Consider the following 12,385-nt stretch of genomic DNA (forward strand, 5'->3'; position numbering starts at 1 on the left):
CATGAGCGAATCCGACATCAGCCATCGATTTATCATCAACGACAGCGGCGTGCGGGGGCAATGGACCCTGTTGGATGCCAGCTACCAGACGGTGTTGGCAAAGCATGATTACCCCCTGGAGATCCAATCGGTACTGGGGGAAATGATGGCGGCCTCCATCCTGCTGACCGCCACCCTCAAGTTCGAAGGCAGCATGACCATTCAGGCCCGGGGCAAGGGCAATGTCAGCCTGCTGTCGGTGGAGTGTACCCACGATCAAAAACTGCGCGCCATTGCCCGCTGGGAAGGGGACACCCGCGGCCTCGACTTTCAGGGCATGCTGGGGCAATCCACCCTGGCCATTACCATCACACCGCAACAGGGTGAGCGCTATCAGGGCATCGTGCCCCTGGATCGGGCCACCCTGGCGGAATGTCTGGAGGAATACTTCGGCAGCTCCGAGCAGTTACGCACCCAGATCAAGCTGTTTCACGGCAACAACCGGGCCGGAGGGCTGCTGCTGCAGGTTCTGCCCACCCATTCCGGCATTAAAATTGCTGAGGAAAAGCAGCAGGAAGAATGGGAACGCATGACCACACTGGCCAGCACCTTGACGGCAGAGGAACTGCTCAATCTGGACTGCGCCACGGTGCTCCACCGCCTGTTCCATGAAGAGCAGGTGGAGTTATACCCGGCGGAGCCCGTGGTGTTTGAATGCAGCTGCAGCCGCCAACGGACCGCCGATGCACTGGTCCAGGTCAGCCGCGCAGAGCTGGAGGAGATCATCGCCGAACAGGGCCACATTGAGGTCACCTGCCAGTTCTGCAATGAACAATACCGGTTCGATGCCGTGGATGTGACGCTGTTGTTCACGGCGGCCAGCCCCAGTGACACCTCAGAAGACAAGACTATAAATTAGTCAAAATTGCTGGGGGCATGGGCACTTAGCCGTCCGACACGTTTTGTTTGTGAGTGGTCACTTTCAATCCATATCAGACTTGGCAATGTTGCCCTGAAGTGGGGCCCGGATTACCCGGCTTGGGGCGAACAGGAAAGGCTTAGCGTTTTTCTATGAAATTTGCCATAATGCGCGGCTCGAATTCGGGCTGGCGTTAAGCCGAGCAGGTCACCGCCGCAGCAACCATGAAATTCATCGGTCTGCCACGGGTACAGCCCAGTATCAAACCTGCTTGCGAGAAGCTACCGTCGAGGCACTGCCTGCGGGAACGCTATCTCATAACGATAGCCAAAACAGCTTTAATTTCAAACTGTTAGTAAGCGCGGTCACAAGCCGTTTAAAGTGAGGTCATAGGAAACATGTCAAACGCTCCCCAGATTTTTACCGATCCGAGCAGCACGTTATTGATTGAAGAAGCCATCAAACGTGGAGAAGGTGAACTGGCCCATAACGGTGCCTTTGTCGCCAAAACCGGCGCCCGCACCGGCCGCTCCCCCATGGACCGTTTTATCGTAGACGAGCCCAGCACCAGTGAATCCATTCACTGGGGACCGGTTAACCGCCCCTTCCCTGCTGACAAATTCGACGCGCTGTGGAGCCGGGTGGCAGAGCATGTTTCCCAGAGCGATCAGTTCATTTCCAACCTGCACGTGGGCGCCGATCCGGATCATTACATCGCGGTGAAAGTCACCACCCAGACTGCCTGGCACAACCTGTTCGGTCGCTGCCTGTTCATCATTCCGGAGAAATTCAATCCCAAGACCAAAGAGCCCTGGGAAATCCTCCACGCCCCCACGTTTGCATGCGACCCGGAGCGCGACGGCACCAACAGCGACGGCTGCGTGATTCTGAACTTTGCGGCACGTAAGGTTCTGATCGCCGGTATGCGCTACGCAGGCGAAATGAAGAAAGCCATGTTCTCGGTACAGAACTTCCTGCTGCCTGAGAAATCCGTACTGCCCATGCACTGTTCCTCCAACGTGGGTGAAGACGGCGGTGTTGCCCTGTTCTTCGGCCTGTCCGGCACCGGCAAAACCACCCTGTCCGCAGACCCCAATCGTTACCTGATTGGCGACGACGAGCACGGCTGGGCCAAGGGCTCGGTATTCAACATGGAAGGCGGCTGCTACGCCAAGTGTATCGACCTCAGCAAGAAAAATGAGCCGGTCATCTGGGAAGCCATTCGGTTCGGTGCGGTTCTGGAAAACGTGGTAATGGACGAGCAACGGGTACCGGATTACACCGACTGCTCCCTGACCCAGAACACCCGTGCGGCCTACCCGCTGGAAAACATTGAAAAGCGTGTACTGGAGAACCGTGCCGGCGAGCCCAAGCACGTGATCTTCCTCACCTGTGACCTGAACGGCGTTATCCCGCCGGTTTCCCGCCTCAGCAACGAAGCCGCTGCCTATCACTTCCTGAGTGGTTACACGGCGCTGGTGGGCTCCACCGAAATGGGTTCCGATGCCGGCATCAAAACCACGTTCTCAACCTGTTTTGGCGCCCCGTTCTTCCCCCGTCAGGCAGGCGAATACGCCGAACTGCTGATCAAGCGCATCAAGGAATTCGATTCCAAAGTGTATCTGGTGAACACCGGCTGGACCGGTGGCCCTTATGGTGAAGGCAAACGCTTCGACATCCCCACCACCCGGGGTGTCATCACCGCCATCCTGAGTGGCGCGCTGGATGAAGTGGAAACCCAGCACATCGATACCCTGAATCTGGACGTGCCCGTTGACGTACCCGGTGTTGATCCCAATCTGTTGATTCCGAAAAACACCTGGTCTCATCCGGAAGCCTACGAAGCCCGTGCCCAGCACCTGGCCGAGTTGTTCAACGAAAACTTTAAAAAGTACGCTGAAGTGTCTGACGACATTCGCAATGCTGGCCCGAAAGCAGAGTAATCTGCGCCAGCGCCCCGTTCGTTAAGAACGTTAAAAAGCCGCCCCCTTCTGTTACGGTTGGGGGCGGTTTTTTTATCCAGTGAGAGCCCCATGGAATACGACAGCCCGTTTGGCCGTTTTACATTATTACCCCTGCACCACCACCCCAAATCCCCACTCCAGGCCTGGAGCGCCGCCGATGACCTGCTGCTGAAAGAACTGGCCAGCCTGGAACCCGCGCCGCAGCGGATACTGATCGTGAACGATGCCCACGGTGCGCTGGGTACCTGTCTGCATCACAGGCGCCCCTATAGCTGGAATGACAGCTACTGCAGCAAACTGTCCTTGCAGCAAAACCTGCACCGCAACCAGTTGCCGTTTTCTCCTGAGCACTGGCTGGATGCCACCGAGCTGCCAAAGGATCTGTTCGACGCCGTGCTGATCAAGATCCCCAAAACATTGGCCTTGCTGGAATACCAACTGACACGCTTAAGACCGATGCTGTCGGCGCAAACCCGGATCATTGGCGCGGGCATGGTCAAACACCTGAGCAAGAGCATGGTGCAGGTTTTCGAGCAGTGCATCGGCCCCACCCACACCTCACTGGCCACACGCAAGGCCCGCCTGGTGTTCTCGCAATTTGATGCCACGCTGAACCCGCTGACACCCCAGCCGACCCGCTACAGTGTGCCCGGTACCGAGCTGGAACTGGTGAATTACCCCGGTGTGTTTTCACAACAGAAACTGGATCTGGGCACCCGCTTTTTGCTGGAACATTTTCCCGATGCCAGCGCTGCCGAGCACATCATTGACCTGGGCTGCGGCAATGGCGCCCTGGCCTGCTTTGCGGCCCGCCACAACCCCGGCGCCCACCTGAGCCTGCTGGACGATTCCTGGCTGGCCCTGCAAAGCGCCCGGGAAACCATTGAACTGAACAAGATACCCAACCCCTGTGAGCTGATCGCCAGTGACGGGCTGGATGGATTTGAAGACAAGGCCGACCTGATTCTGTGTAATCCACCGTTTCACGAAGGTACACGGCTGGATTCCAATATTGCACTACGGATGTTCAAGGGCGCCAAACGTTGCCTGAATGACGAAGGCAAACTGGTGGTGGTGGGCAACCGGCATCTGGACTATCACCAAACCCTGCGCGCCCATTTCAAGGCGGTGGAACTCTGTGCCAGCAACCCCAAGTTTGTGGTGATAAGCGCCAGCCGTCCACGCTAGCGGTTCAGCCGCAACCGGAGCAGGTTAACCCACCTGCTCCGTTACATGTTTGCTGCCGGAAAACAGGCGCTTTAGTTTCAACAGGCCAAAGTAGGCCGCCCAGACACTGCCCACCAGCACGCGCTGCACCCAGGAGAATAACCGCACTCCCATGGGTTGCTTGCGGTAAACCGTCACTTCCTGGGATTTACCGGTTTTATAATCCTTGCTGATCACCAGGCTGGCATCCTGTTGTCGGGGATCCTTGGCCCATTTCAGTTCATAGGTGTTGCATTGGAAACGATGTTCACCGATGGGAGTGAAGTGATAAACAATGGGCAGACCGCGGATCTTGACCGCCAGCATGCCGTCACTGACAAACACATCGCCGGAAATGGGAACCTGCAAACCCAGCAACGGCCCCCGCACCACCAACGTCCCACAATAGGCCCGCAGTGTTTCCTCATCCATGGCCACCGGATTCAATTGCAGAATGTCTGACTCACTGCGTACCTGCTCGATGAAGGCATCGGGAAACAGCTCAAGGGTTTCCGCCGTGATCGGGCAGTCCATCACCAGATGCACCCGGGTAACATCGCTTTTGTTGCGCAGGGAGTGGGGCTTGCTGAAATCACCAAACCAGAATTCGCCCGGCTTCCAGTAAACCGCCTCATCACCAATGCTGAACTCCACCCGGGGATCGGTAACGATGGGAATATGCAGGCGCACCATGCCGTAGTTCCAGCCGAAGCCCGCGTCGGTGTGCTCACCAATGACTTTACCGGGAGGTAAAAACAGAATTCGCGCCACGTACACGGGGCAGCCGATGTTATCCAGTACCTCCTTAAAGTAGCGGCACTTTTCCAGCACCGCCGTATCCTTGCTGTGGCCGGTATGGGCCGCCAGCGTGTTGCCGTGATCACCGGAAAAATTACGCAAGCCTATGCCGGTCCAGCTGCCATCATGGTACTTACCCACCTGCGGCGCCGATTTAAAATGCTCCGTGGCGGTGTCCAGGTCAGCTTTCAGACGCGCCACATCAAAGCTGCCCCTTAACTGTACACTGGTGGTTTTCATGTCACACTCCTGTCGGTGATCTCACCGTTTTTGTTCTTAGTTGTATTCCGGCAGGGTGCTTATTCCTGAAACACCGCTGCCAGATCCCCGGCCAGCACTCTGGAAAACAGTGGCCTGCCCTGATCCATGGACAAATGGGTCACGTCATAGAAATCATCCCCGTCGAAGGCGGGATGATTCTGGTAATTACGAATACCGACACCACTTTGCCGTGCCAGATGGGCCAGCATCTGCTGCAGCCGCCGCTGCCCCTCCGGCGACAACTTTACCCAGTCACTGTTACGGGGCATCAGCACGATCTCAACCCGCTGCGAAAACCGCTTGGCGGTTTCAACAGTATCAAGAAAATCCCCGATAAGCTCGTCATTGAAACTCAGATTTTCAATATCACAACATTGTATCCGGCCCTGCAAATCCATCTCCATGGCCTTGGGATGACGCATCTGACTGGAGATTTTCACCACCAGATCCCGGGCCTCTGTGGACAAATCCATCATGTCAATGAGGCCGCCCTGAGTCACCGGATTCCAGACGTGGGATTTGTAGGTCACCGGATGTTGCTGCCGGATATACTGGTTTAACTGGTTGCGAAACGCGGCCAGTTGCTGGATATGATCCAGCTGATCCTTCGTCAGCTGTTCCAGCATGGGCGCCTGGGCCTGGGCCTGATTCACCAGAAAACGGATGCCACCGGTGATGGCCTCCGCCGACACACCATGACGCAGGTACTTGATGCTGAGCAGGCGGGCAAAGCGCTCCGGATCTTCCCACAGGGTTTTGGTCACCTGCCGCGGCGACATCAACACCGCCTGAATCTGTTCGGTCATAAACGGGCGAAACGCCTGCCGGGCATCCGTCACCAGAAACGGATTGAACTCCAACAGGGTCAGGCGGGCTTTGCTGTGCTGTCCGGCATAGGCTTCCGCCATGCGCTGGACCAGTAACTTTTGATAGGTGGGTTTCATGTTGCCCATGCCCACATTGAAGCTGGTCACCCGGGCACCGTTTGCTGCTTTCACTGCCTGATCGAAAATACGCGGCGAGAAGCCGTCCTTCACCAGCGACGAACCGATAAACAAGGCAGTATTGCCCTCCGTGGCAGCCATGTAATCCAGTGCGTTGGTCACCGAGCGGATACGCTGAATACCGAAGATGTCACCGGCGTTGCTTTCCGCTGAACGGGTCAGCCAATTCACCAGCCCCATGGCCGGCAGCAGGGTAACGGCGGCAATCAACATGGTGTACAGCGCCGTTTTTCGGCTAGAACTGGAAGTAGATGAACTCATGGCCCGGTTCTCCGATCAGGAAGGTAAAGGTCAGCCCCAGAATCATCAGAGGCACAAAGCGTGGATAACGACGGGTGATCAATTCCCGGCGGTGCACAATGCCGTAATCAATGCAATGAATCAGCAGGATCACCAGTGCCACCATGGCCAGTACACCACCGGCAAAAGGCGGCGCGTCTACGCCGGAAGCCGGGCTGTGCAGCGCAGTAATAATACTGAACGCATCCCCCAGGCTTTCCGCCCGGAAAAACACCCAGCCGATGCACACCAGGTAAAAGGTAAACAGCCATTGCAACCAGCGGAAGGCCGACAGATTGATGCTGCCCAGCCATTGCCCGACGCGGGTTCCACGCAGCAGATGCGTCAGCGAAATAATGGTGCCGTGATAGGCCCCCCACCAGACGAAGGTCCAGGCGGCACCGTGCCACAACCCACCCAGTAACATGGTGATGAACACATTGCGTATCTGGCGTCCATTGCGATTGCCACCCAGGGAAATATACAGGTAATCCCGCAGCCAACTGGACAGGGAAATATGCCAGCGTTTCCAGAAATCCACCGGTGACAAGGCAAAGTACGGGGTATTGAAATTCAATGGAATCTTGATCCCCAGCAGCAACGCGATGCCGATGGCAATATCGCTGTAGCCGGAAAAGTCGCCGTAGATCTGTCCGGCAAAGGCCAGCACCCCGGTGACGGTTTCAATCCAGCTGAGAGGCCCGTCACCATTGAACAGGGTCTGTGCCGGCGCCGCCAGCAAATCGGCAATGGTTTTCTTGAACAGGCCCATGGTGATGAGCACGAAGCCGAATTTCACATCCTCGGGGGTTACCTGGGGAAAGCGCTCGATCTGCGGCAGAATCTGCTTGGCCCGCAGGATGGGCCCGGCAACCAGTTGCGGAAAAAAGGACAAGGTGGCAAAGAAGGGCACGAAATCCTTACGCGCTCTGGTTTCGCCGCGGTACACATCAATGGTGTAACTCATGCTTTGAAACGTATAAAACGAGATTCCCACCGGCAACACTACTTCCAGCGTACCCAGCGACACCGGCATACCGAAAAAGCTCAGGGTTTCCTGCACCGAGCCAATCATGAAATTGGAATACTTGAAGATGCCGAGAATGCCCAGATTGACGGCAATGGACACCAATAACCACTGTTTGCGCTGCCGGGCCTGACTGTGCCCTTCAATTTGCTGGGCAACAAAGAAATCCACCACCCCGCTGAACACCAGCAAGGGAACAAAGCGGTAGTCCCAACCGGCGTAGAACACCAGGCTGGCTGCCACCAGAAACAGCGCCCGCAGGCGGGCCTGGGTGAACACGAAGAAATAGAGGACAAAAAACAGGGCAAAAAAGCCCAGGAATAGTGGCGTATTGAATAGCATTCAGTCGGTCTGCAATGTTCTTTTTATTATCCCGGCTTGCTTTACAACCAGCCTGGGAACTCTGGGGCGACTATTGTCCAGCACGGTTACAGCTGACGTCAATTGATGTCAGATAATCGGTCAGATCAGCCGACTGGCCCAAAATGACCAATAATTAGCACAGCCTGACTGCGTTCTACACCCGGACATTCCTTATACTGGCTATATTAGTGGTACGTGAGCGCCAATTTTACCGGACCGATTGACACATAACCATGACAAGAATCATCAACGGCGCCTTTTTCGGAGGAACACCATGACCGCAGCAGCCCATCAGAATGCCAACCGCATCGGCACCGATGCCATCCCTGTCAGGCACATGGATTTCGAGTTCGACGATTCAGTTCCCACCTTCTGGTTTGCCGGCGATCCCCTGCGCACCATGATCCTGACCGCGCTTTCCGGCACCTTCCCGGAGGGGGAGCGCATGTTCATGCGCTCGGTACGCCACTACCAGAAGGCCATTAAAGACCCGGAGCTGCAAAAGCAGGTAAAGGCCTTCATCGGTCAGGAGGCCCATCACGGCAAGGAACACCAGACCTTTAACGACATGATGACCCGCAAAGGCATCCCGGTGGACTTTATTGACCGCTACACCAAAGAAGGCCTGAAACGCATCGAGAAGTTCTACTCACCGCAGCGCCTGCTGGCCAAAACCTGCGCCCTGGAGCACTTTACCGCTCTGTTCGCTGAGCTGCTGCTGGCCCATCCGGAACTCATTGATGAAGTGGACGACCAACTGAAACCCCTCTGGGTCTGGCATGCCATTGAGGAAAGTGAACACAAGGCGGTGGCCTATGATGTGTTCCAGGAGCAGGTGGACAGCTATTGGATCCGGGTCAGTGAAATGGCCGTCACCACAATCATGTTCAGCTTTTTTTCCACCCTGCACACCGCGCAACTGCTGCAAGCAGCCAAACAACAGCCCGGTCAGCGCCGTATGGGCGTGGGCCAGCGGCTCAAGGGCCTGTGGCAACATCGCGACGTGCTGGCCGAGTTGGGCAAACACTATCTGGCCTATTACAAACCGGATTTTCACCCCTCCCAGAAGGACAGCCGCGCACTGCGTGACAAGGGCCTGGAAATGCTGAGCCGGTACGTGGGCGACAAGGCCTACTTATCCGTTTGACCCTCTGTAACGCCTGGCGACTTTTTTGAGCCTGTATTAGGCCCTACCCGTGCCGGTTCCGATCCTATGATTGAAACCGGCACTTTTTTAGTGCCCGGTTTTCCTGTTTGATCAACGCTGGTGCCTTCACCCCTTCACGGCAGGTTGCCCGGGCCCGCACCTTACACCCGACACCACTCCCGCCGCTGGTTTAGCCCCGCTGAAACCGGTATGATCTAAACCCATTCAGGGCCACTTTTTTCATTTATTTCGACGCCATTCGGCGCTCTTCAGACGTAACGGGACCGCATTCATGGAAATCATCAAGACTCTGGGCGAATTCATCATAGACCGGCAAATGGAATATCCGGATGCCAGCGGTGAGCTGAGCTCGCTGTTCTCCTCCATCCGGCTGGCGGCAAAAATTCTCCACCGGGAAATCAACAAGGCCGGCCTGGCCGACATTACCGGTGCGGCCGGCGATGAGAATGTGCAAGGCGAAGAACAGCAAAAACTGGACGTGTACGCCAATGAACGCTTCAAGAATGCGCTGGCGCAACGGGGCGTGGTGTGCGGAATTGCCTCGGAAGAGGAAGAGGAATTCGTCAAATTCGAGGAGACCAAAAACTGCGATGGCAAGTACGTGGTGTTGATCGATCCCCTGGATGGTTCCTCCAACATCGACGTCAACGTGTCCGTGGGTACTATTTTCAGCGTCTATCAACGGGTGTCACCGGTGGGTACTCAGGTCACCGAAGCCGATTTCCTGCAACCGGGCCACAAGCAGATTGCCGCCGGCTACGTGATTTACGGCTCATCCACCATGCTGGTGTATTCCACCGGCAATGGCGTCAATGGCTTTACCTACGATCCCACCATCGGCGTATTCTGCCTGTCCCATCCCAACCTGGAAATCCCCACAGACGGCACCATTTATTCCATCAACGAAGGCAACTACGTACATTTCCCGGAAGGGGTGAAGAAATACATCAAATACTGCCAGGAAGAAGATGTCGACACCAAACGCCCGTACACCTCACGCTATATAGGCTCCCTGGTATCGGACTTCCACCGCAACCTGATCAAGGGTGGCATCTACCTGTACCCCACTTCCAGCCGCTACCCGCAGGGTAAATTGCGCCTGTTATATGAATGCAACCCCATGGCTTACCTGATCGAGCAGGCCGGGGGCAAAGCCACCGCCGGCAACGGCCAGCGCATACTGGATATCGAGCCCACCTCATTGCACCAGCGCTGCCCGCTGTTTGTGGGCTCGCCCAACATGGTGGACAAGCTGGACGAATTCATCTGCGAATTCGGCTGATGGTGTCATCATGAAACCCCTGCTGACGATGTTGCTCGGCCTGCTGTTAACCCCGCTGCTATGGGCGGTGGAATCGCAGCAGGCCAACTTCCGCGTCGAGGTGATCGCACGCAATCTGGATCACCCCTGGGGGCTGGCCTTTCTGGACTCCGGACAACTATTGGTCACCGAACGCTCCGGCCAGTTGCGCCTGGTGAAACAGGGCCGGGTGGGCAAACCCATCGCCGGCCTGCCGGAGATCTGGGTTGGGGGCCAGGGTGGATTGCTGGATGTGACGGTGCAGGGTGACTGGATCTACTTCAGCTATGCCGAGCCCGGCACACTGCCCCTGACCAACTCCACCGCGGTGGCCCGCGCCAAACTGAGCCCGGACCAGCGGCAACTCACCGATCTTGAGGTGATCTTCCGCCAGCAACCCAAATACGTATCCCGCGGTCACTTCGGTAGCCGCCTTGCGTTTTCCAACGACGGTTACCTGTTTATCACCCTGGGGGAGCGTTACCTGCCCCGGGATGACGCCCAGACCCTGGACAACCACCACGGCAAGGTTATTCGGCTGTGGCCCGATGGCCGGGTGCCCGGGGATAACCCCTATGCCAAAACCGGCGGCGCCAAACAAGGCGCAGCGTCGCAGGCCCTGCCCGAGATCTGGTCCATCGGCCACCGTAACATCCAGGGGGCCGCCATCCACCCAGGCAGCGGACGCCTGTGGATTCACGAACACGGGCCCCAGGGGGGTGACGAAATCAACGTTCCGGCCGCCGGCAAAAATTATGGCTGGCCGGTGATTACTTACGGTGAGGAGTACGGCGGCGGTAAAATCGGGGAAGGCACCCACAAAGCCGGCATGGAACAACCGCTGCATTACTGGGTGCCATCCATTGCCCCCTCGGGTATGGCGTTTTACACCGGGTCAGCCTTTCCCCAGTGGCAGGGGGACCTGTTTGTGGGCTCCCTCAAATTCCAACAACTGGTGCGGCTGGAGCTGGACGGTGAAAAAGTGGTGGCGGAAGAGCGCCTGTTAAAGGCAGAAGTCGGTGAACGCATCCGCGATGTGGTGCAGGGGCCGGACGGTTTGCTGTACCTGCTCACCGACAGCGATAACGGTAAAATCATTCGACTGCAACCCACTCCCCGTTGACCCCAATGGCCATTGAAACCATCACCGTGGACTATCGCAACCCCAATCAGGCCCGGGATCTGATCACGCTGCTGGATGAGTACGCCCATGATCCAATGGGTGGCGGCAGCGCCCTGTCGGCCCAGGTCAAGGCCACCCTGGTGGAGGAGTTGGCCAAGCGCCCCCAGGCGTTCAGCCTGCTCTGTTATGTGAACGGCGAAGCGGCTGCACTGGCCAACTGCCTAGAGGGCTTTTCCACTTTCGCTGCCCGCCCATTGCTCAACATCCACGATTTGATGGTGCGCACGGGCTATCGCGGCCAGGGCCTGAGCCAGATCCTGCTGAGCAACATTGAAGACATCGCCCGCCGTCGTGGCTGCTGCAAGATCACTCTGGAGGTGCTCTCCGGCAACACCCCGGCCCAGGGGGCCTATGAAAAATTCGGCTTCCGGCATTATCAACTGACCCCCGATACCGGCCAGGCCCTGTTCTGGCAGAAGAATCTGTAAAAAAAAGTGCCACCGGCCAAATCCTCATTGCCAGCGGGGTGAAATCGTTATATTAGTGGAACGATTGTTACCTGCACCTGCCCATCCATTCAGCCGAGATGTCGTTATGGAAAACCTGGAAGATGAACTGCGCTTTACCGCAATTAAATTTGGTGTCCTTATTGCCACCCGCGAGTTTGCTGCCGCTCACGCCCTGCTGGCGCCGGAACTCTCGGCCGACATCAGCCCCGGTGATCTGGAACATGAATTCGATGAGATGATTGTGCACTTTGATACGGAAGACGTGGCACCGGTACCGGAAGCATTACAGTGGGTGGATGAAGATGAATTCGGGCAATGGGTTTACGTGCCCATGGAAGGTGATGGCGAACTGGAGGCCATCACCCTGGCCCTGAAAAAAGTGGCCGGCGAGTATCGTATTACCGATCTTGAATGGGGCAAGGAGTGGAAAGGTGCCTGAGCACCGGCGCTGAACCAGCGTATTTATTTTAGTTTTTCATTGACTG

At 56.8% G+C, this 12,385-nt stretch carries 11 protein-coding genes; 8 read left to right on the plus strand and 3 right to left on the minus strand.

Translation table 11 applies throughout. The annotated features are described in order from the left end of the window. The first annotated feature begins 1 nt into the window (after position 1). The 3 genes from hslO to D9N13_RS06160 all read left to right on the plus strand — a co-directional run bounded on the left by hslO (position 2) and on the right by D9N13_RS06160 (position 4,050). Positions 2-898 (plus strand): Hsp33 family molecular chaperone HslO, encoded by an 897-nt coding sequence (gene hslO / locus D9N13_RS06150; RefSeq protein ID WP_290587302.1) that lies wholly within the window; start codon positions 2-4, stop codon positions 896-898. A gap of 398 nt (positions 899-1,296) precedes the next feature. After that, positions 1,297-2,841 (plus strand): phosphoenolpyruvate carboxykinase, encoded by a 1,545-nt coding sequence (locus D9N13_RS06155; RefSeq protein ID WP_290587304.1) that lies wholly within the window; start codon positions 1,297-1,299, stop codon positions 2,839-2,841. 90 nt (positions 2,842-2,931) lie between these two features. Then, positions 2,932-4,050, plus strand: coding sequence for a methyltransferase (locus D9N13_RS06160; RefSeq protein ID WP_290587306.1), 1,119 nt, complete (start codon positions 2,932-2,934; stop codon positions 4,048-4,050). Between the two features lie 24 nt (positions 4,051-4,074). Here D9N13_RS06160 and D9N13_RS06165 read toward each other — a convergent pair whose 3' ends face one another. Genes D9N13_RS06165 through D9N13_RS06175 form a run of 3 tightly spaced genes read right to left on the minus strand, consistent with a single transcriptional unit; the run spans position 4,075 to position 7,779 of the window. After that, the gene (locus D9N13_RS06165; protein WP_290587308.1) at positions 4,075-5,106 is read right to left on the minus strand and encodes an aspartyl/asparaginyl beta-hydroxylase domain-containing protein; all 1,032 of its coding nucleotides are present in this window, start codon (positions 5,104-5,106) and stop codon (positions 4,075-4,077) included. A gap of 59 nt (positions 5,107-5,165) precedes the next feature. Beyond that, complete coding sequence (locus D9N13_RS06170; protein WP_290587310.1) at positions 5,166-6,392, minus strand: hypothetical protein; 1,227 nt, start codon at positions 6,390-6,392, stop codon at positions 5,166-5,168. Continuing rightward, entirely contained in the window at positions 6,367-7,779 is a 1,413-nt protein-coding gene (locus tag D9N13_RS06175) for an MBOAT family O-acyltransferase (protein WP_290587312.1), read from the minus strand. The genes D9N13_RS06170 and D9N13_RS06175 overlap by 26 nt, the downstream gene beginning before the upstream one ends. A 295-nt stretch (positions 7,780-8,074) precedes the next feature. Between D9N13_RS06175 and D9N13_RS06180 the strand changes: the two genes are divergently transcribed. The 5 genes from D9N13_RS06180 (at position 8,075) to D9N13_RS06200 (ending at position 12,339) form a co-directional block, all read left to right on the plus strand. Next, complete coding sequence (locus tag D9N13_RS06180; RefSeq protein ID WP_290587314.1) at positions 8,075-8,947, plus strand: metal-dependent hydrolase; 873 nt, start codon at positions 8,075-8,077, stop codon at positions 8,945-8,947. 292 nt (positions 8,948-9,239) lie between these two features. Then, positions 9,240-10,250 carry a class 1 fructose-bisphosphatase gene (fbp, locus tag D9N13_RS06185; RefSeq protein WP_290587316.1) on the plus strand — a complete coding sequence of 337 codons (1,011 nt, stop codon included), beginning with the start codon at positions 9,240-9,242 and terminating at the stop codon, positions 10,248-10,250. A 10-nt stretch (positions 10,251-10,260) separates the two neighbouring features. Beyond that, positions 10,261-11,391 (plus strand): PQQ-dependent sugar dehydrogenase, encoded by a 1,131-nt coding sequence (locus tag D9N13_RS06190; RefSeq protein ID WP_290587318.1) that lies wholly within the window; start codon positions 10,261-10,263, stop codon positions 11,389-11,391. A gap of 5 nt (positions 11,392-11,396) precedes the next feature. Beyond that, a complete protein-coding gene (locus tag D9N13_RS06195; RefSeq protein ID WP_290587320.1) occupies positions 11,397-11,879 on the plus strand; it encodes a GNAT family N-acetyltransferase in 483 nt (160 codons plus the stop codon). Between the two features lie 106 nt (positions 11,880-11,985). Continuing rightward, a complete protein-coding gene (locus tag D9N13_RS06200; protein WP_290587322.1) occupies positions 11,986-12,339 on the plus strand; it encodes a hypothetical protein in 354 nt (117 codons plus the stop codon). The last annotated feature ends 46 nt before the right edge of the window (positions 12,340-12,385 follow it).

The sequence above is a fragment of the Ketobacter sp. GenoA1 genome, from assembly GCF_003671475.1.
In the GTDB taxonomy this organism is placed as follows: Bacteria; Pseudomonadota; Gammaproteobacteria; order Pseudomonadales; family Ketobacteraceae; genus Ketobacter.

Excerpts from the sequence above, each read along its gene's own strand:
- hslO (WP_290587302.1), top strand. The coding sequence starts at position 2 with ATGAGCGAATCCGACATCAGCCATCGATTTATCATCAACGACAGCGGC.
- D9N13_RS06155 (WP_290587304.1), top strand. The coding sequence starts at position 1,297 with ATGTCAAACGCTCCCCAGATTTTTACCGATCCGAGCAGCACGTTATTG.
- D9N13_RS06160 (WP_290587306.1), top strand. The coding sequence starts at position 2,932 with ATGGAATACGACAGCCCGTTTGGCCGTTTTACATTATTACCCCTGCAC.
- D9N13_RS06165 (WP_290587308.1), bottom strand. The coding sequence starts at position 5,106 with ATGAAAACCACCAGTGTACAGTTAAGGGGCAGCTTTGATGTGGCGCGT.
- D9N13_RS06170 (WP_290587310.1), bottom strand. The coding sequence starts at position 6,392 with ATGAGTTCATCTACTTCCAGTTCTAGCCGAAAAACGGCGCTGTACACC.
- D9N13_RS06175 (WP_290587312.1), bottom strand. The coding sequence starts at position 7,779 with ATGCTATTCAATACGCCACTATTCCTGGGCTTTTTTGCCCTGTTTTTT.
- D9N13_RS06180 (WP_290587314.1), top strand. The coding sequence starts at position 8,075 with ATGACCGCAGCAGCCCATCAGAATGCCAACCGCATCGGCACCGATGCC.
- fbp (WP_290587316.1), top strand. The coding sequence starts at position 9,240 with ATGGAAATCATCAAGACTCTGGGCGAATTCATCATAGACCGGCAAATG.
- D9N13_RS06190 (WP_290587318.1), top strand. The coding sequence starts at position 10,261 with ATGAAACCCCTGCTGACGATGTTGCTCGGCCTGCTGTTAACCCCGCTG.
- D9N13_RS06195 (WP_290587320.1), top strand. The coding sequence starts at position 11,397 with ATGGCCATTGAAACCATCACCGTGGACTATCGCAACCCCAATCAGGCC.
- D9N13_RS06200 (WP_290587322.1), top strand. The coding sequence starts at position 11,986 with ATGGAAAACCTGGAAGATGAACTGCGCTTTACCGCAATTAAATTTGGT.